This is a genomic window from Streptosporangium sp. NPDC049376 (genome assembly GCF_044466505.1).
GTDB lineage: Bacteria > Actinomycetota > Actinomycetes > Streptosporangiales > Streptosporangiaceae > Streptosporangium.
On sequence record NZ_JBITMT010000014.1, the window covers coordinates 1 to 18399 of the forward strand.

Annotated in this window: 16 protein-coding genes and 1 riboswitch; of the genes, 9 read left to right on the top strand and 7 right to left on the bottom strand. The window is 70.6% G+C overall.

The features are described from left to right. Window positions 1–188 precede the first annotated feature (188 nt). Window positions 189–773, bottom strand: coding sequence for a TetR family transcriptional regulator (locus ACIBVQ_RS28825; RefSeq protein ID WP_352014124.1), 585 nt, complete (start codon window positions 771–773; stop codon window positions 189–191). 135 nt (window positions 774–908) lie between these two features. On the opposite strand from ACIBVQ_RS28825, the gene ACIBVQ_RS28830 reads away from it, so the two are divergent. Both ACIBVQ_RS28830 and ACIBVQ_RS28835 read left to right on the top strand, forming a co-directional pair. Beyond that, window positions 909–2450 (top strand): MDR family MFS transporter, encoded by a 1542-nt coding sequence (locus ACIBVQ_RS28830; RefSeq protein WP_386188863.1) that lies wholly within the window; start codon window positions 909–911, stop codon window positions 2448–2450. Between the two features lie 306 nt (window positions 2451–2756). After that, window positions 2757–3191, top strand: coding sequence for a hypothetical protein (locus ACIBVQ_RS28835; RefSeq protein WP_399181269.1), 435 nt, complete (start codon window positions 2757–2759; stop codon window positions 3189–3191). A gap of 4 nt (window positions 3192–3195) precedes the next feature. On the opposite strand, the gene ACIBVQ_RS28840 is transcribed toward ACIBVQ_RS28835, so the two are convergent. From ACIBVQ_RS28840 to ACIBVQ_RS28850, 3 genes are read right to left on the bottom strand one after another with little or no spacing between them, the layout of a single operon-like run. Further along, entirely contained in the window at window positions 3196–4314 is a 1119-nt protein-coding gene (locus ACIBVQ_RS28840) for an acyltransferase (RefSeq protein ID WP_399181271.1), read from the bottom strand. Window positions 4315–4336: 22 nt separating this feature from the next. Further along, window positions 4337–5521, bottom strand: a complete 1185-nt coding sequence (locus ACIBVQ_RS28845) for an NADH-quinone oxidoreductase subunit D (protein WP_399181273.1) — start codon at window positions 5519–5521, stop codon at window positions 4337–4339. A gap of 18 nt (window positions 5522–5539) precedes the next feature. Further along, window positions 5540–6844, bottom strand: coding sequence for an aminotransferase class V-fold PLP-dependent enzyme (locus ACIBVQ_RS28850; RefSeq protein WP_399181275.1), 1305 nt, complete (start codon window positions 6842–6844; stop codon window positions 5540–5542). A 51-nt stretch (window positions 6845–6895) separates the two neighbouring features. Further along, window positions 6896–7011, bottom strand: a riboswitch (SAM riboswitch). A 194-nt stretch (window positions 7012–7205) separates the two neighbouring features. Here ACIBVQ_RS28850 and ACIBVQ_RS28855 point away from each other — a divergent pair. Together ACIBVQ_RS28855 and ACIBVQ_RS28860 are read left to right on the top strand one after the other, a co-directional pair. After that, complete coding sequence (locus tag ACIBVQ_RS28855) at window positions 7206–7940, top strand: TerC family protein (RefSeq protein WP_352014155.1); 735 nt, start codon at window positions 7206–7208, stop codon at window positions 7938–7940. Between the two features lie 9 nt (window positions 7941–7949). Continuing rightward, complete coding sequence (locus ACIBVQ_RS28860; protein WP_362911180.1) at window positions 7950–9146, top strand: cytochrome P450; 1197 nt, start codon at window positions 7950–7952, stop codon at window positions 9144–9146. Window positions 9147–9150: 4 nt separating this feature from the next. On the opposite strand, the gene ACIBVQ_RS28865 is transcribed toward ACIBVQ_RS28860, so the two are convergent. The 3 genes from ACIBVQ_RS28865 to ACIBVQ_RS28875 all read right to left on the bottom strand — a co-directional run bounded on the left by ACIBVQ_RS28865 (window position 9151) and on the right by ACIBVQ_RS28875 (window position 12561). Then, entirely contained in the window at window positions 9151–10407 is a 1257-nt protein-coding gene (locus ACIBVQ_RS28865) for an acyltransferase family protein (protein ID WP_399181277.1), read from the bottom strand. A 100-nt stretch (window positions 10408–10507) separates the two neighbouring features. Next, window positions 10508–11515, bottom strand: a complete 1008-nt coding sequence (locus ACIBVQ_RS28870) for an NAD-dependent epimerase/dehydratase family protein (protein WP_399181279.1) — start codon at window positions 11513–11515, stop codon at window positions 10508–10510. 65 nt (window positions 11516–11580) lie between these two features. Continuing rightward, on the bottom strand, window positions 11581–12561 hold the full coding sequence (locus ACIBVQ_RS28875) for an SAM-dependent methyltransferase (protein WP_399181281.1): 981 nt from the start codon (window positions 12559–12561) through the stop codon (window positions 11581–11583). Between the two features lie 197 nt (window positions 12562–12758). On the opposite strand from ACIBVQ_RS28875, the gene ACIBVQ_RS28880 reads away from it, so the two are divergent. The 5 genes from ACIBVQ_RS28880 (at window position 12759) to ACIBVQ_RS28900 (ending at window position 18303) form a co-directional block, all read left to right on the top strand. Next, window positions 12759–13649, top strand: coding sequence for a DUF2520 domain-containing protein (locus tag ACIBVQ_RS28880; RefSeq protein ID WP_352014116.1), 891 nt, complete (start codon window positions 12759–12761; stop codon window positions 13647–13649). Then, window positions 13640–14485, top strand: a complete 846-nt coding sequence (gene panC, locus ACIBVQ_RS28885) for a pantoate--beta-alanine ligase (RefSeq protein ID WP_399181283.1) — start codon at window positions 13640–13642, stop codon at window positions 14483–14485. The genes ACIBVQ_RS28880 and panC overlap by 10 nt, the downstream gene beginning before the upstream one ends. Window positions 14486–14585: 100 nt before the next feature. Continuing rightward, on the top strand, window positions 14586–15011 hold the full coding sequence (gene panD, locus ACIBVQ_RS28890; RefSeq protein WP_352014114.1) for an aspartate 1-decarboxylase: 426 nt from the start codon (window positions 14586–14588) through the stop codon (window positions 15009–15011). Between the two features lie 101 nt (window positions 15012–15112). Continuing rightward, window positions 15113–15850: an ABC transporter ATP-binding protein gene (locus tag ACIBVQ_RS28895; RefSeq protein ID WP_352014113.1), complete on the top strand. Its 738-nt coding sequence runs from the start codon at window positions 15113–15115 to the stop codon at window positions 15848–15850. Next, complete coding sequence (locus ACIBVQ_RS28900) at window positions 15844–18303, top strand: FtsX-like permease family protein (RefSeq protein WP_399181286.1); 2460 nt, start codon at window positions 15844–15846, stop codon at window positions 18301–18303. The genes ACIBVQ_RS28895 and ACIBVQ_RS28900 overlap by 7 nt, the downstream gene beginning before the upstream one ends. The last annotated feature ends 96 nt before the right edge of the window (window positions 18304–18399 follow it).

Sequence of the window (18399 nt, forward strand, 5' to 3'; positions counted from 1 at the left end):
GGAACGCAGGAGCGAAGCGACGGAGTGACGAGGGAAAGCGCCGACTCGGGGCGCCCAAGCCCCGCGACGCCGTCAGGCGGAGCAAGGAGACACAGTGACGAGGGAAAGCGCCGACTCGGGGCGCCCAAGCCCGCGACGCCGCCAGGCGTCGCAAAGAGACACAACCCGCGACGCCGCCAGGCGTCGCCTTAGAAAGGCGCCGACATCTGGTCCAGAACCTGTTCCATGACCTCCTGGAGGGGGCGAGGTTCCTGTTCGTCGGTCCACAGGTGGGTGGCGATGCGCAGGGCGACGAGGAACCCGGCCGCCAGGACGCGGGGCCGTACGGTGTCGGTCGAGCCGTCGCGGTCGGTGATGGCCTGGACCAGGTCGCGTTCCAGGGCGGCGTGGTTGGCCAGCTGCCTGGCCAGCAGGGACGGGTGCTGTTTGGCGAGCCGGGCGCGCACCGCCCAGGCGACGTCGGGGTCGCCGAGTTCGCCGTAGAGGTCCCGTACGGCTCCGCGCAGCGCCTGCCAGGCGGGCTCCTCGGGGGGCCGGGAGCGGATCCGTTCGACGAGCAGCCTGATGCGCCGCTCGTCGCCGTACAGGAGGGCGTCCTCCTTGCCGGCGAAGTAGTTGGAGAAGGTCCGCCGGGAGATGTTGGCGGCGTCGGCGATGGCCTCGACGGTGACGTTGTCCAGGCCGTGTTCTGCGCACAGCCGTAGCGCGGCCTCGTGAACGGCCTGCCTGGTCTCGGCCTTCTTGCGTTCGCGCAGTCCCGCTGTGCTCTCCATGGCGCCAGTATCTCACCCTCCGGGAAAAGATGCCCAGTGCGCAAACTTTCCCAATGGGCATGTAAGGTGTCACGGTCATCCTGTTTCCACCGCTTTGGAGGTGTGTGCGTGGGCGCCCACACAGAGACCGCTCGCATGAGCCATCGTCAGATCCTGGAGGCGTTGAGCGGTCTGCTGCTCGTCCTGTTCGTGGCGATGATCAGCAGCACGATCGTGTCCGTGGCGCTTCCGCAGATCATCGGCGCGCTCAACGGCACCCAGTCGCAGTACACGTGGGTGGTCACCGCCTCGCTGCTCGCCTCGACGGCCTCGACGCCGATCTGGGGCAAACTCGCCGACCTGTTCAGCAAGAAACTGCTGTTGCAGGTCTCCATCGTCATCTTCATGGTCAGCTCGCTGGCCTGCGGTTTCGCGCAGAACACCGCCCAGCTCATCGCCTTCCGCGCCGTTCAGGGCCTGGGCATGGGTGCCCTGCAGGTCCTGGTGCAGGTCATCATCGCCGCGATGATCAGCCCCAAGGAGCGTGGACGCTACAACGGCTACCTCGGCGGTGTCATGGCCGTCGCGACCGTCGCCGGACCGCTGCTCGGCGGCCTGATCGCCGACACCTCCTGGCTCGGCTGGCGCTGGTGCTTCTTCGTGGCGGTGCCGTTCACCGTGGTCGCCTTCGCGCTGCTGCACAAGACGCTGCGGGTGGTCACCGTGCGCCGTACGGACGTCAGGATCGACTACGTGGGGGCCACACTGATCGCCGCCGGGGTCAGTGTCCTGCTCATCTGGGTCACCTTCGTCGGAAACTCCTTCGAGTGGCTGTCCTGGCAGACCGCGGCCATGGCCGGGGGCGGTGCGCTGCTCCTGGTGCTGGCCACCTGGGTCGAGTCGCGGGTCGCCGAACCGGTCGTCCCGCTGCGGATCATCCGCCGCCGCACCCCGGCCCTGGCCATCCTGGCCAGCCTCGCGGTCGGCATGGCCATGTTCGGCGGCTCGGTCTTCCTCGGCCAGTACTTCCAGATCGGCCGTGGCTACAGCCCGACCGAGGCGGGTCTGCTCACGATCCCCATGATGCTCGGCGTGCTGGTCTCCTCGACCGTCTCCGGGCGCATGATCTCCAGGAGCGGCCGGGTGAAGCCGTACATCGTGACCGGCGCGATCGTGCTCACGGCCGGGTTCCTCGTGCTGTCCACGATGGACCACCAGACCTCGCTGCCGCTCATCGCCGGGGCCATGGTGCTGGTCGGCGCCGGGGTCGGCATGTCGATGCAGAACCTCGTGCTGGCCATCCAGAACACCGTCCCGCTGAGCGAACTCGGCGCGGCCAGCGGTGCGGTCACCTTCTTCCGTTCCCTCGGCGGCACCATCGGTGTCTCGGTCCTCGGCGCCGTCCTGGCCAACCAGGTCGCGACCGGCATCGCCGAGGGCCTGGCCAAGGCCGGGATCGGGGCCTCGGGTGCCGGGGGCGGGCGCAGCACCCTCAACATCCAGGCCCTGCCCGAGCCGATCAAGGAGGTCGTGCGGGCCGCGTACGGCGACGCCACCGGGCACATCTTCCTCATCTCGGCGGCCGTGGCCATGGTCGGCGTGGTCGCCGCGCTGTTCCTCAAGCCCATCAGGCTGCGGGACAGTGTGGACCTGCCCACGGACGTGAAGACGGGGGAGAAGGCCGCCACGGTCGGCTGAACGCGTGGGAGCCCGGCGGACGAACGAGTTCGCCGGGCTTTCGCGTGAACACGGTTTCGGACACGGTCCGAATTAACGCGTGGAATACGCGACGCCGACGGGCGATGAACATTTCTCCTCGGCACTCGGAATCATTGCGTGTCGTTTTATCGTGGTCACATACTGATGTTCGTTCTGGCGGAAAATCGCCCCTCGTGAGCGCGTCGTACGTGAACCGTCTCCACCCGCCGTCGTTCGATGTGGGAGGCAAGGTCGATGGCCGGACGATTACGCTGGGACCTCGGGCCGGGTGAGGACGAGGAGCCGGTGGACGACGGGTCCGTCAACGGGATCTACGTGATCGCCTGCGTCCTGCTGTGCGTCGGATGGGCTTTCGCGACCATCCTGGGGGTGCGGGTGGGCGCGTCGCACCTCGACATGTATCTTCACGGCGGCCGGACCACCGCGACGGCGATGTCCACCAGAACCGTGAAGGCAGGGGAGAGCTACCAACTCACCAAGGTCAACTTCTTTGTGAAGGACGTCCGGCGTTTCGCCGAGATCCGGGGGAGTTACGCCGAGGGTGAGAAGGTCTCGATCGTCTATGACGCAGACGATCCGAGTGTGGTCAACAGGGAGTTCAGGCTCGTTTTCGACCTGCTGCTGCTCGGCGCGTTTTTCGTCATGACCCTCTACGCGGTTTTCACAGGTCTTCGCCGGCTGTGGAAAAAGCGACGTCGGCCCGGGCTCGCGAAAAGCTGACCCGTCACCGGGTGGCGGCCGCCGAGTTCCTGCGGCCGAAGATCAACAGGAACGGGATCGTGCACAGCAGCGGCCCGGCGATCGCCAGGGGCCGCTCCAGCCACCAGATCAGCGTCGGCGGGACCTGACTGCCGGGCGGTGAGCCGGTCAGCCCCCAGAACACCCCGTTCAGGATCGCCATGCCGGTGGTGTGGAACAGGAACAGCTGCAGCGCGAACCGGTTGATCGTGGTGTTGACCCACCCCCAGCGAGGCCGTTCGAGCAGCCGTTCCATCGCGGGCCGCAGCACCTCGACCAGGCCGATCTGGAAGATCAGCAGGGCCACGATGACGAAGGTCGGCGGAGCCATGTTCGACAGCTTGTCGCCGGGCACCCCGACCATCGACCCCGGGTAGATGCCCGAGTAGACCAGGCCGACCAGGGCGAACAGCCCGGTCCACAGGGTCGCGACGTCCAGTCTGCGGGGCATCGCGACCATCCGGTCGTAGAAGAAGCCCGCCTGGTGGGCCAGACCCCACACGATCACCATGTTGAGCCAGCCGATGGCCTCAAGGCCGTACCGCAGCCGCAGCACGTCGACCACCAGCGCCGCGCCGCCGAGCCAGATGAGCACCAGTACGTCGAAGCGCTGGTGCAGCCACAGCATCACGGGCAGCAGGGCGACCAGCATCAGGTAGACGCCGATGAACCACAGCGGGCTCAGCACCAGGAGCACGGCCCGGCCGATCCACGGCACGTCGAAGATCAACCAGATGACCCCGCCGAAGGCGAGCCACGCGAGGGACAGCGCCAGCGCCGGGATCGCCAGGGCCCGGATGCGCCGCCACACGAAGGCGCCGATGCCGACCCCGCGTTCACAGGCGCGGTTCCACGACATCAAGTGGACGTATCCGCCCACGTAGAAGAAGAGCGGCAGCACCTGGAAGAGCCAGGTGAGGATCCACAACCCCGAGGTGAAACCGAGCGGGCTGGTCGGGGAGGGGCCGGCCGGCCCCCACTGCAGGATCGTGAACGCCCAGTGCCAGACCACGACGACGATCAGGCTGACCGCGCGGAGCCAGTCGATGTACTTGTCCCGCTTCGGGCCTCCGATGCGGGAAGCGGCGTCCACGCGCTCGCTCATGTCCCCCCTTCCGCGCTCCGGGTCACTTGTCGATGTCACCGACCACGAAGAACATCGACCCCAGGATGGCCACCATGTCGGAAACCAGATGCCCAGGCAACATCTCTCTCAGCACCTGGACGTTGTTGTAGGAGGCGGACCGGAGCTTCAGCCGCCAGGGGGTCTTCTCGCCACGAGAGACCAGATAGTAGCCGTTGATGCCGAGTGGATTCTCCGTCCAGGCGTAGACATGGCCCTCGGGGACCTTCAGCACCTTGGGCAGACGCTGGTTGATCGGCCCCCTCGGCAGGGACCGCAGCCGCTCCACACAGACGTCGGCCAGGTCGAGGGAGACGCGGACCTGTTCGAGCAGCACCTCGAAGCGGGCGTTGCAGTCTCCCGCGGAACGGGTCACGACCTTGACCGGCAGTTCGCCGTAGGCGAGGTAGGGGTCGTCCCTGCGCAGGTCGAGGCCGACGCCGGAGGCGCGGGCGATGGGGCCGCTCACGCCGTACTGCATGATCGTCTCGCGGTCGAGCACCCCGACGCCGACCGTGCGGGCCAGGAAGATCTCGTTCCCGCTGATCAGGGCCTCGATGTCGGGCAGGCGGCGCCGTACGTCGGCGACGGCCAGGGTCACCCGGTCGAGCCAGCCGTACGGCAGGTCCTCCTTGAGACCGCCGACCCGGTTGAACATGTAGTGCATCCGGCCGCCGGAGATCTCCTCCATCACGGCCTGGAGGGTCTCGCGCTCGCGGAAGGCGTAGAAGACGGGGGTGATCGCGCCCAGTTCGAGGGGGTAGGAGCCGAGGAACATCAGGTGGCTGAGCACCCGGTTCAGCTCGGCCATCAGGGTGCGCGCCCACACGGCCCTGACGGGGACCTCCATGCCGAGCATCCGCTCGACCGCGAGCACGACGCCCAGCTCGTTGGCGAACGCCGACAGCCAGTCGTGCCGGTTGGCCAGCACGATGATCTGCCGGTAGTCCCTGACCTCGAACAGTTTCTCCGCACCCCGGTGCATGTAGCCGACGACGGGCTCGGCGGCGCTGATCCGTTCGCCGTCCAGCGTCAGGCGCAGGCGTAGCACGCCGTGGGTCGAGGGGTGCTGCGGGCCGATGTTCAGGACCATGTCCTCGGTGGCCAGCTCCTTGCCGGCCGCCGCCGCTCCCGCGACGGCGTCGGCTCCGGCCCCGATCCCCACGTTCACTTCCCGGGGCTCAGTCATAGGCCCCATGCTGTCACGTCAGCGGCGCGTGACGAGATCCCGCAGGGCCTCGACGAGACGGTCGACGTGCTCGGTGGTGCTGCCGACGCCGATGGAGGCGCGCACCGCGGAGGCGGTGACGTCGTCGCAGCCGCCGTCCTTGGCGCCGAGCAGGTGCCTGACGAAGGGGTGGGCGCAGAACTTGCCGTCCCGCACGCCGATGCCGTACTCGCCGGACAGCGTCTCGGCCACCTCACGGGCGGTGAAGCCGTCCACGACGAAGGAGACGATGCCGACGCGGGCGTGGTCGGGGCCCCACAGGGACAGCTCGTGCACACCCTCGATCCCGGCCAGACCGGCGCGCAGGCGGGCCAGCAGACGCTCCTCCTCGCGCACCAGCACGTCCCAGCCGGTCGCGCTCAGCGCGTCGCAGGCGGCGGCCAGCGCGATGGCGCCCAGCACGTTCGGCGTGCCCGCCTCGTGACGGGCCTCGGGGTCGTCGTGCCAGTCGGTCGTCTCGTCCTCGACGGCCCTGACGGCCCCGCCGCCCCGGAGGTACGGCTCGGCGACCGAGAGCCAGTCGGAGCGGCCGATCAGCGCGCCGGTGCCGAACGGGGCGTAGAGCTTGTGACCGGAGAAGACCACGTAGTCCAGGTCGAGCGCGGTCAGGTTGAGGCGGCGGTGCGGGACGAGCTGGGCGGCGTCGACCAGGACGCGGGCGCCGTGGCGGTGGGCGATGTGGGCCAGCGCGGCGATCGGCCACAGCTCGCCGGTCACGTTGGAGGCGGCGGTGACGACCAGCAGCTTAGGGCCGTCGATCGCGGCCAGCGCGTCGTCGGAGGCGCGGACGGCCTCACCGGGGAAGGCCGGGGCGGGCAGCCGTACGACGTCGGCCCAGGGCAGGAGCGAGGCGTGGTGCTCGGTCTCGAAGACCACCACGGTGGTCCCGGCGGGCAGGCTGCGGGCCAGCAGGTTGGTGGCGTCGGTGGTGTTCCTCGTGAAGATCACCGCGTCGTCGGGACGGGCCCCGACGAAGGCCCGCACGGTGTGCCTGGCCTGCTCGTAGCGGGCGGTGGTCAGCTGGGAGGCGTATCCGGCGCCGCGGTGGACGCTGGAGTAGGCCGGGAGCGCGGCGGCGACGGCGGCGCTCACCGGCTCAAGACAGGGGGCGCTGGCGGCGTAGTCGAGGTTGGCGTACGGCACCAGCCTGCCGCCCTTGACGGGCACCTCAAGGTCGGCGCCGAGGACCGCGGGGATCGGCCGGTCGTCGGGGACACGGGTCGCCGGGACGGTCACGGTTTCGGCGGCGGCGGCGGCGGAGGTGAAGATCGTCAGTGTGGACACGCCAAAGCTCCTTGGAGGTCATCGGACCCCAAGCCATGGCCTTGGTGCTGGAGCCCGCGCTTGCCCGGCACACCTCGTGCCGGACCAGGTCCTCACCCGGGGCACCCCGCCGCGGACGCGAGGGTTGCCGGCCAGCTAGCCGGGGCTTGTCGCTGGCACTCATGACCTACGAACCGGACTATACCCACACAGAGGCGGTGCTTGGCAAGTCTGCGGGAAGGGGTCCGGAGGGCTGGAGTTTCGGCGGTGATCCTGAGGAACTTCCGGTTCTGCCCGATCGTCTGGAGCTGTGACCGTGAACGCCCGTCAGGTCACGCGCCGCGCGCGGGCGGCGCTCTCCCCACCGAAACTGGAGGACCCGATGGACTGGGTGGCCGACCCGGCGAGCTGGATAGGTCTGCTCACGCTGATCGCTTTGGAGATCGTGCTGGGCATCGACAACATCATCTTCATCTCGATCCTGGCGGGGAAACTTCCGCCGGAACAGCGTGACAACGCCCGCAGGCTGGGCCTGCTCGCCGCCCTGGTCAGCCGCCTGGCGCTGCTGCTCGCCCTGTCCTGGGTGGTACGGCTCACCGCCCCGCTCTTTGAGATCTTCGGGCACGAGATATCGGGACGCGACCTGATCCTGATCCTCGGCGGGCTGTTCCTGCTGGTCAAGAGCGTTCACGAGATCCACGGCCACACCGAGAACGGCGAGGACCACTCCGGCGGCCGGAAGGCGGCGGCCTCCTTCGGCATGGTGATCCTGCAGATCATGGTGCTGGACATCGTCTTCTCCCTCGACTCGGTGATCACCGCGGTCGGCATGGTCGACGAGCTGGCCATCATGGTCATCGCGGTCATCGTCGCGGTCGTGGTGATGCTCTTCGCCTCGGGGCCGATCAGCCGTTTCGTGGACAAGCACCCGACGATCAAGATGCTGGCGCTGTCGTTCCTGGTGCTGATCGGCGTCGTGCTGCTCGCGGAGGGTTTCGGACAGCACATCTCCAAGGGCTACATCTACTTCGCGATGGCGTTCTCGCTGGTGGTCGAGCTGCTCAACATCCGGGCCCGCCGTCGTTCCCGGGCCGTCGAGAAGACTCCGGAGCCCTAGCATGGGTTTGTGCGTTTTGACCCATGGAGTCCGGAATTCGTCGCCTACCCCTATGACGCCTACGCCGAGCTGAGACAGCGGCCGGTCACCTTCTTCGAGCCGACGGGCCAGTGGCTGGTCGCCCGGCACGCCGACGTCAACGCGTTGCTGCGCGACCGGAGACTCGGCCGGTCCTACCTGCACGTGGCCACGCACGCCGAGTTCGGCAGGCCGGAGGAGCCGCCCTTCCTCGACCCGTTCTGGCGGGTGGTCAGGGCCGGGATGCTCGACGTCGAGCCGCCAGTCCACACCCGCCTGCGCCGCCTGGTCTCCCGGGCGTTCACCCCGCGGATGGTCGAGGCGCTGCGGCCCAAGGTCGCCTCGATCGCCACGGGGCTGGTCGAGGACTTCGTGGCACGTGGCGGCGGCGACCTCATCGCGGAGGTCGCCGAACCGCTCCCGGTGACCGTGATCGCCGAGATGCTCGGCGTCCCCGAGGCGGACCGGCACCTGCTGCGGCCCTGGTCGGCCGACATCTGCGGGATGTATGAGCTCAACCCGTCGCCCGAGACGCAGCGCACCGCCGTACGGGCGGCGGAGGAGTTCTCCGGCTACCTGTCGGAGCTGGCCCGCGCCCGTCGGGCGAACCCCGGCGACGACCTGATCAGCGCCCTGGCCCTGGTCGCCGACGGCGGTGACACCCTGACCGAGGAGGAGCTGGTCGGCACCTGTGTGCTGCTGCTCAACGCGGGTCATGAGGCGACCGTCAACGTCACCGGAATCGGCTGGTGGTCGCTGTTCCGCAACCCGGCCGAGCTGGAACGGCTGCGCGCCGACCACGGCCTGCTGCCCACGGCGATCGAGGAGCTGATGCGCTGGGACACCCCGCTGCAGATGTTCGAGCGCTGGGTCCTTGAGGACATCTCGGTCGGCGGGGTGGACATCCCGCGTGGCGCGGAGGTGGCGCTGCTGTTCGGCTCGGCCAACCGGGACCCCGAGGTGTTCGCCGACCCCGACCGCCTCGACCTCGGCCGTGCGGAGAACCCGCACATCTCCTTCGGCGCGGGCATCCACTTCTGTCTGGGCGCCCCGCTGGCCAGGATCGAGCTGGCCGAGTCGTTCGGCGCCCTGCTGCGCCTGGCTCCCCGGATGGAACTCGCCGCCGAGCCCACCTGGAACCCCGGCTACGTCATCCGGGGCCTGACGGCTCTGGAGGCACGGGTCTGAGGTCTCACGCGGCCCCCGGGCGCCCGCCTGACAACAGGCGCTCGGCGGGCCGCTCGACGAGGCGGTGCAGCGCCCAGGCCAGCAGCACGGCCAGCGGCAGCGCCGTCAGCGTCACCAGGAGCGCGTGCGCCGGGGTGCGCCCGAGTACCCGGTTGACCAGGCTGATCGTCGGCTGGTGCACCAGGTAGAAGGCAAAGGAGATCTCCCCGAGCCAGACCAGGGCGGGCAGGCGCAGCGGCGAACGCTTCTCGCGCACGTCGGCCGTCGCGGCGGCGGCGATCAGCACGGCGAACGGTCCCGCCATCCACGCCACCCAGCCCGCGCGCTGCCAGACCAGCGGGACGGTCGCGTAGGCGGCCAGGACCAGGACGACGGCCACGGGCAGGCCGGGTCCCCGCCAGCGGCCCTCCTTGACCATCAGCGCCACGGTCATGCCGAGTGCGAACTCCAGTGCCCTGGTCACCGGGAAGATCCAGACGAACCAGTAACCGATGCTTTCCGGCATTGAGAAGCTGACAAACGGGACCACCCATGTCCCGGCCCACAACCCCGCCGAGGTTAGTAGGAGCCGGTTTCCTGGAATACGTCGAAGAAGCGGCAGTAGAAGCGGGAAAGCCGCATAAAACGCCATTTCACAGGAGAGTGACCAGGAAGGGGTGTTGCCGCCGAAGTAATAGGTTTCGTCCGGTACCCAGGCCTGAAGGAGGAAAAAGCCGCTCACGGCCGGTCCTGGCGCCACGACGCGTCCCGCCACGGTCAACAGGGCCAGGACGGCGATCCAGGTGACCATGTGGCTCGGGACGATCCTGGCGGCCCGTCGCCGCCAGAACGCCCACGCCCGGTCTCCCGGCCTGGACGACCAGGTCAGCACCATGCCGGACAGCACGAAGAAGAACGGCACCCCGGAGGAGCCCGCGGAGAAGACCGCCCCGAGAAAGCGCTGTGTTCCGGGGTCATCCGTTATGCCGCCGGTGAACAGATGAAAACCGAAAACAGCAAATGCCGCGAACCACCTCAAACCCGTCAGGGAGGGGAGGCGGGGGGCTTTTTCCCTGGCCGCGGGAGGAGCCATGGTCTCTTTCACGCGAACCTCGTCACGGTCGCTGTCGGCCGACGCCGTGGACCGGCATGGCGGGATCACACCAAGTAGAACGATCCAGACAATAGCGAACAGCCGCGACCTCCACGATCCCCGTTTTCCGGGAACAGGGGTGACCGCTTGTTTCCGAAGCTCATGGAGTTGTGTTTCAGGCCCGATCATTTGTTTCGGGCCTGCGACGACCGACCTCCGGCCGCCGAGGAAACATCGCCAGGGCCGGAAGCCGCCCGCCGTACGACCCCGGCCGCCGGGAAACCGCGTGTCAGGTCAGGCCGTCGAGGACCTTGGCCTCCTTGGCCGGGTCGAGGCCGACCGAGGGGCGGTCGGCCCTGAGCGCCGGGTCGCCCTCCACCTTGAGCCACTCCCAGGTGTCGGCGACCGTCTCCCGCAGCGGACGGCAGACGAGCCCCGCCTCGTGGGCGGCCGAGACGTCCCCGTCGTGCAGGCCGTCCTCCTCGCCGCCCTCGGGCAGCCAGACCGGCAGTTCGGTCCACGCGGCGATGCCCGCCTCCTCGATCACCTCGGCGGGGGTCCAGACCAGCTCGGCGTCGGAGCCGGTCACCCTGATGATCTCGTCGAGCAGCTCGCCCATGGTGGCGTGCCCGGGGTGGCTGACCGTGTTGAAGGCGCCGCCGACACCCCGTTGCGCCGCCCCGAGCATCCAGATCGCGATGTCCCTGGCGTCGATGTACTGCAGCGGACGGCCCGGCCTGCCCGGCGCCAGCACCCGGCCGCCCCGCTCGACGCGGCGCAGCCACCAGGGCAGCCGCCCGATGTTCTCGTAGGGGCCGATCACCAGCCCGGCGCGGGCGAGCAGGGCGCGCTCGCCGAAGACCCGCAGAACGGCCAGCTCGCCGCCGCGCTTGGCCTCCGCGTAGTCGTCGGCAGCCTCGGAGTCGGGGTCGCTCTCGACCACCTGGGCGCTCTCGTCGGCCCCCGGTGGGATCGGCCAGCTGTGGACCGACCTGCTGGACACGTATCCGTAGTGGCCGACCCGTCCGTCCAGCAGCCCGCACGCCTCGGCGACGACCTTCGGCGCCCCGCTCCAGGTGTCGACGACCGCGTCCCACTCACGACCGTCAAGGGCCGCGCGCAGCGCCTCGCGGTCGGTCCTGTCCGCGACGAGCGTCTCGACGCCCGTCCCCGCCGTCCCCGGTGGGAGGGGACTTCTGCCCCGGTTGACGAGGGTGACCTCGTCGCCCCGTCGCACCGCCTCCTCAACGACGGCCCGGCCGACGAAGTGCGTGCCACCCAATACAAGAAGCCTCATGCCGACCATCCTCATCGCGCCGGCCCCGCCACCCCAGCGAATTCACCACGGGCGTATCCGTACGGTCAGGGTCGTGACTGGCGCAGCCAGCCGAAGGCGCCGAGGCCGTGGGGGTCGATCAGCTCCGCCTCAATGGAGGCCCGTGACAGGGCGCGCAGATACCCCACCGGGTCCCAGCCCGCCAGGTCGAGGGGAGGGCGGGCGCCGGTGACGCCCAGGGCGCGCAGGGCCTCCCGCTGGGTGGTCAACGTCGTCGTGACCGCCCCGACCCGCTCGCCCGCCGCCGCGCAGGCGTCCAGCGCGACGTGCGCGGTGATGTCGCACGACCCGTCGGGGACCGGGGCCACGGCCGCGCCGCCACGGTAACCGGCGAGCGAGCCGTACGGCGGGCGGGCGCCCAGCCGGTGCGCGTAGTCGACGGCGACGGCCCGGCCGCGCGCCAGCCGTACGATCACCGAGGCCCAGGCCTCGTCGCGGGGCCTGCCGATCTCGGCGCGCTCGCCGACGGGGCCGAGCGGCCACCAGCGGTCGAGCCAGGCCAGGTCGGCCTCCTCCGGGGCGTCGCCGAGCCGCTCCGCGCCGTCCGAGGGATCGACCATGACCAGCCGGGGGCCGTCGGGCGTCTGTTCGACCACGTCGAGGGGAACGTTGTCGAGCCACTCGTTGGCGATCACCAGCCCCTCGACCCCCTCGGGCACCACCGGTTCCCAGCCGATCTCCTCGGGCAGGTCCGGAGGCCGGGGAGCGACGTCCACGCAGGTCACCCGTAGCCGGGAACGGAGTTCCTGCGGCGCCAGGGCCAGCACCCCGGCCGCCAGGGCGCCCTCACCCGCGCCGACGTCCACCAGGTCGATCGTCCCGGCGGGCCCGGCCAGTTCGGCCAGTTCGCGCAGCACGGCCCCCGCCAGAACGGCCGAGGTGCCGACTGTGGCACTGGCTGCGGCGCTGACCGAGGTCCGGAAGTGGGCGGAAGGTCGTTCGCGCAGATAGAAGCCGTTTTCGCCGTAGAGCGCCCGCTGTGTCGCGGCGCGCCAGGTGAGCCACACGATCCCCGACGCTACAGGGACGCCCCCCTCGGTGAGAAAGCATGCGACGAGAGGGGAAAAGCGGCCCGGCCCGGGGCAGACCTGGGACAGGACCGCCGCCGCTTTCGGACACGTGCCTTCGCGCAGCCGGGTGGGGCAGGCCCGTTACGCTGGTCAACTGGGCATGGAGCCCCAATCTTGTCGAAGGACGGGACGTCATGGACGCAGTCGATCGCCCGGCGCGGCTGGCCGTCGGAGTGATTGGAGCAGGCCGGGTCGGCTCGGCGCTCGGCGCCGCGCTGGCACGCGCCGGACACCGGGTCGTCGCCGCCAGTGGCGTCTCCGACTCCTCCAGGGAACGGGCCGCGGAGCGGCTGGGCGTCACACCGTCCCGGCCTGAGGACGTGGTGGCCACGTCGGACCTCATTCTCATGACGGTCCCCGACGACGTCCTGCCCGACCTGGTCTCCGGGCTGGCGGGCACCGGCGCCGCCTTCCAGGGCAAGCTCGTGGCCCACACCAGCGGCGCGTACGGCCTGGCCGTGCTGAACCCCGCGATCAGGGCGGGGGCCCTCCCGCTGGCCCTGCACCCGGTGATGACCTTCACCGGCAGGGAGGACGACCTACGCCGCCTGACCGGCATCTCGTACGGTGTGACCGCCCCCGACATGCTCAGGCCCGTGGCGGAGGCGCTGGTCATCGAGATGGAGGGCGAGCCGGTCTGGATCGCCGACGACGACAGGCCGCTCTACCACGCGGCCCTGGCGGGCGCCGCCAACCACATGGTCACGCTCGTCGCCGAGTCCTCCGAGCTGCTCGAACGCGTCGGTGTCGAACAGCCGGGCCGGATGCTCGGGCCACTGCTCGGGGCGGCGCTGGAGAACGTGCTGCGGCTGGGCATCTCCGGGCTGACCGGTCCCGTGGTGCGCGGCGACGCCGGGACGGTCCGCAAGCACGTCGACGCCCTGATCCTCGCGGCACCCGAGGCGGCGGACGCCTACGTCGCCCTCGCTAGGCTCACCGCGGACCGCGCGCTGGCGGCCGGGCTGCTCAAGCCCGAGGCCGCCGAGCGCCTCCTCGACGCCCTGGGAGGGAACATATGGACGTGATCGTGGCCGGTGACCGCGCCGGGCTGGTCAAGGCGAAGCACAGCCTGGGGATCGGCGCGTCCGGGGCGACGCTGGCGCTGGTGCCGACCATGGGCGCGCTGCACGAGGGCCATCGTTCACTGATCCGGCTGGCCCGTGAGCAGGCCGACCACGTCGCGGTGAGCGTCTTCGTCAACCCCCTCCAGTTCGGGCCGAACGAAGACTTCTCCCGCTATCCCCGGACATTTGACGCCGACCTGGAGACCTGCGCGGACGAGGGCGTGAGCATCGTCTTCGCCCCCTCGGCCGACGACATGTACGCCGCGGACCGGCAGGTCTCGGTGTCCTCAGGGCGAATGGGCACGATCGTCGAGGGGGCGTTCAGACCCGGTCACTTCGACGGTGTGCTGACCGTGGTGCTCAAGCTGTTCAACCTGGTCCAGCCGGACATCGCGGTCTTCGGGCGCAAGGACGCCCAGCAGCTGGCCATGATCCGCCGGATGGTCGCCGACCTCGACGTTCCCGTCTCCGTCATGGGCGCGCCGACCGTCCGTGAGGCGGACGGTCTGGCGCTGTCCAGCAGGAACCGCTACCTGTCCACGCACGAGCGGCACACCGCGCTCTCCCTGTCCCGCGCCCTGTTCACCGGGGCCCGCGGCCGTACGCCCGCCGAGGTCCTGGCCGAGTCGCGGGCGGTGCTCGACGCCGAGCCCGGGGTCGAGCTCGACTATCTGGTGCTGGCCGACCCGGTGACCTTCACCGAGGTCGGCGACGACCACCGGGGTGAGGCCGTCCTCGCCGTGGCCGCCAGGGTCGGCGCGACCAGGCTCATCGACAACGTCACCGTCACCCTCTGACACCCGCTGACTCTCTTGGGGGTGTGTCCGGCGTCGGATATATTCCGCGCAGGCGCGCACGCCGACCGGTGGCGCGACCGAGCGAGAGGTGATCCGACGCATGCTCCGCACCATGCTCACATCCAAGATCCACCGGGCCACCGTCACCCAGGCCGATCTGCACTATGTGGGGTCGGTGACCATCGACGAGGACCTCCTCGACGCGGCCGGGCTGCTCTCCGGGGAGCAGGTCCACATCGTGGACATCGACAACGGCGCCAGGCTGGTGACCTACACGATCGCGGGCCCCAGGGGTTCGGGGGTCATCGGCATCAACGGCGCCGCCGCCCATCTCGTCCATCCGGGCGACCTGGTGATCATCATCGGGTACGGCCAGCTCGACGACGCCGAGGCCAGGGTCTTCCAGCCCAGGATCGTGCACGTCGACCGGGAGAACAGGGTCGTCGACCTCGGTCACGACCCCGCCGGGGCCCCCGACGGCCTGCTGCGCGGGGACGAGATCCACGGGGCGGCCGTAGGGGGGTAATCCCTACCATCGGTTGGGTAGCTCGCTGGCTCGTTTCCGTATTGTCCGAATTCGTAGCGTTGCTCCTGCAAGGCAGTGAATTCGAAGACGGGGGACGACAGGTGTCGACGCACGCGGTGCGCCTCAACGCGGTGACCAAGACATACGGCAGGAAGGTGCACGCGCTACGCGGCGTCACGGTCGACCTGCCCCGGGGCGGCTTCACCGCCGTCATGGGGCCGTCGGGCTCGGGCAAGAGCACCTTCCTGCACTGCGCGGCCGGACTGGACACGCCCACCTCGGGCACGGTCCACATCGGCGACGTCGAACTGTCGCGGATGAACGAGACCCAGCTCACCGAACTGCGCCGGGACAGGGCGGGCTTCGTCTTCCAGGCGTTCAACCTGATCCCCTCGCTCACCGTGACCGACAACGTCCTGCTGCCGTTCCGGCTCGCGGGCACCAGGCCGGACCACGCCTGGGTGGCCGAGGTGCTCGGCAGGGTCGGGCTCGGCGACCGCGCCGGGCACCGCCCCTCCCAGCTCTCCGGCGGCCAGCAGCAGCGGGTGGCCATCGCCCGCGCCCTGGTCACCAGGCCCGAGGTGGTCTTCGCCGACGAGCCGACGGGCGCGCTGGACACCCAGACCGCCGCCGAGGTGCTCACCCTGCTCCGCCAGGTGGTGAACACCACCGGCCAGACCATGGTGATGGTCACCCACGACCCGGTCGCCGCCTCCTACGCCGACCGGGTGCTGTTCCTCGCCGACGGCACGCTCGTCGACGAGATGTACGCCGCGGGACCCGACGCCATCGCGGGCCGCATGGCCTCGCTCGGTCGCCTGAGGGCCGTGCCGTGCTGAAACTCGCCTTCGCCACCTCGCGTGGCCGCGCGATCTCCCTCGTCGGGTCGTTCCTCGCGCTGTTCTTCGCGGTCGTCCTGGTCGTCTCGTGCGGGCTGCTCCTGGAGAGCGGTGTACGCGCCAGGATCCCCACCGAACGCTACGGCGCCGCCCCGGTCGTGGTCGCCGGCCAGCAGAAGATCACCTTCGTGAAGGGCGAGGCCGACATGGGCCTGTCGCTCTCCGAGCCGGTCGCGATCCCCGCGAACCTCGCCGAGAAGATCGGCAAGGTGCCCGGTGTCACCGGGGTCGTGCCCGAGACCGCCTTCCCCGTCGGCCTCACGGGCACCGAGGGCCGGGTGGTCGGCCGTTCCTGGGGGTCGGCGGGGCTCACGCCGTACCGGCTGGTCAAGGGACGCGCGCCCGCCACGGCCGGAGAGGTCGTCACCGACGTCACGCTCGGCAGGAAGGTGGGCGAGAAGGTCGGCGTCGCCGGCAGGGACGGCCTCCGCGAGTACGTCGTGACCGGTGTCGCCGGACCCGGCCTCACCCGGCAGCCGTCGGTCTTCTTCACCGGGGAACGCGCCGGGGAACTGTTCGCCAGGCCGGGGAAGGTGTCGGCCTTCGGGGTGTTCGGCACCGGTGACGGGCTGGCCGACCGGGTCGAACAGGCGCTCGGCGACTCCGTGGCCGTCTACTCCGGCGACCAGCGGGGCCTGGCCGAGACCCCCTCGGCGCACGAGGGCCGGGAGATGCTCATCGGGCTCGGCGGCAGCCTCATCGGCATCGTCGTCATGGTGGCGGTGCTGGTGGTCTCCGGCGCCTTCGGCCTGGCCGTGCGGCAGCGCGACCGGGAGATCGCCCTGCTGCGGGCGGTCGGCGCCACCCCCAAGCAGGTCCGCGCCATGATCGGCAGGCAGGCGCTGGTCGTCGCCGCGGCGGCCATTCTGCCCGCGCTGCCGCTCGGGGTCGTGCTGGGGAGGTGGATGTTCGGCCAGTTCCTGGCCCGGGGCATGGTGCCCGAGGGGTTCGCCCCGGTCGTCGGCCCCATCCCGCTGCTCGCGGCCACGGCCCTCGGGCTGCTCACCGCCTGGCTGGCCGCCCGCGGAGCCGTACGGCGGGCCGCGAGCATCAAGCCGACCGAGGCCCTGGGCGAGGCCATGGCCGAGCGCAGGGAGCTCGGCAGGGGCCGCATGATCACCGGGCTGGTCTTCCTCGGCATGGGCGTGGCCGCCTCCGGCCTGTCCATGGTCGCCGCGGGGGAGACGGCCGCGATGAGCGCGAGCGCGATCGTGCTCCTGCTGATCACCGCGGCCTCCCTCCTCGGCCCCTGGCTGGTACGACTCGCCGCGACCCTGGCGGGTGGCCTGGTCAGGCGGACCTCACCGGTCGGCGGCTACCTGGCCGTCGCCAACACCAGGACCGCGGCCAAGCGGCTGGCCTCGGTCGCCGGCCCGCTCATCCTGATGTTCGCCTTCACCTCGACCACCCTGTTCGCCCAGTCGACCGTGGGACACGCGACCACCACGCAGGCGATCGAGGGCAACCGCGCCGACTACGTCCTTGAGGCGAGCCCCGGGCTGTCCCCCGAGGTCGCCAGGGCCGCCCGCGCCCTGCCCGGCGTCACGGGCGTCACCGAGACGATCAGGACCCAGGTGCTCGCCGACACGGTCGAGCTGGGCGAGCGCACATTCAAGCCGATGGGGGCCGTCGGCCTGACCGTCCCCGCGCACGGCATCGACCTCGGCGTCACCTCCGGCTCCCTCGACCGGCTGCGCGGCGACGGCGTCGCGCTGAGCAGGCTGGCCGCCGACGGCTTCGGCGCCACGGTCGGGCAGGAGGTCCGGCTGCTGCTCGGCGACGGCACCCGCCTGACCCGCACCGTCGTGGCCGTCTACGAACGCGGCCTGGGGTACGGCGAGGTCGCCCTGCCGTACCAGGTGGTCCGCGACCACTCGGAGACCGGGATGGCCGAGCGCCTCTACGTCACCGGTGGCTCGAAGGAGCGGCTCGCCGCGCTGGCCCCCGGCCTGACCGTCCTCGACCGGGACGGCGCGGGCGCCGCGGCCAACGCCGTCCAGGAGTTCAGCGACTGGGCCAACCTCCTGGTGGTCGGGATGATCATCGTGTTCATCGCGATCTCGGTGGTCAACACGCTGGTGACGGCCACCGGCGCCCGGGTGCGGGAGTTCGCGCTGCTGCGCCTGGTCGGGGGGACCCGGCGGCAGGTGCGCGGGATGGTCCGCTGGGAGGCGCTGCTGGTCGGCGGCCTCGCGGTGGTCGCGGGAACCCTGATCACGGCGCCGACCCTGATGGCGCTCAGCTACGGGATCACGGGGTCGCCGCTGCCGCACGTGCCGTACCTGACGTACGGGGCCATAGCGGCCGTCACCCTGGGGCTCGCCTACGCCGCCACCCTCGCCCCGACCCGGACCGCCCTGCAGGGCCACCCCGCCACCCAGATCCGCGCCTGATCCTCCTCCGGGCTCCGACATATGTAGCGACGAGGTGCCCGGCCGTCCCCCTCACAGGGCGGCCGGGCGCCCGGCTTCACCGGCGGTTCAAGCCCA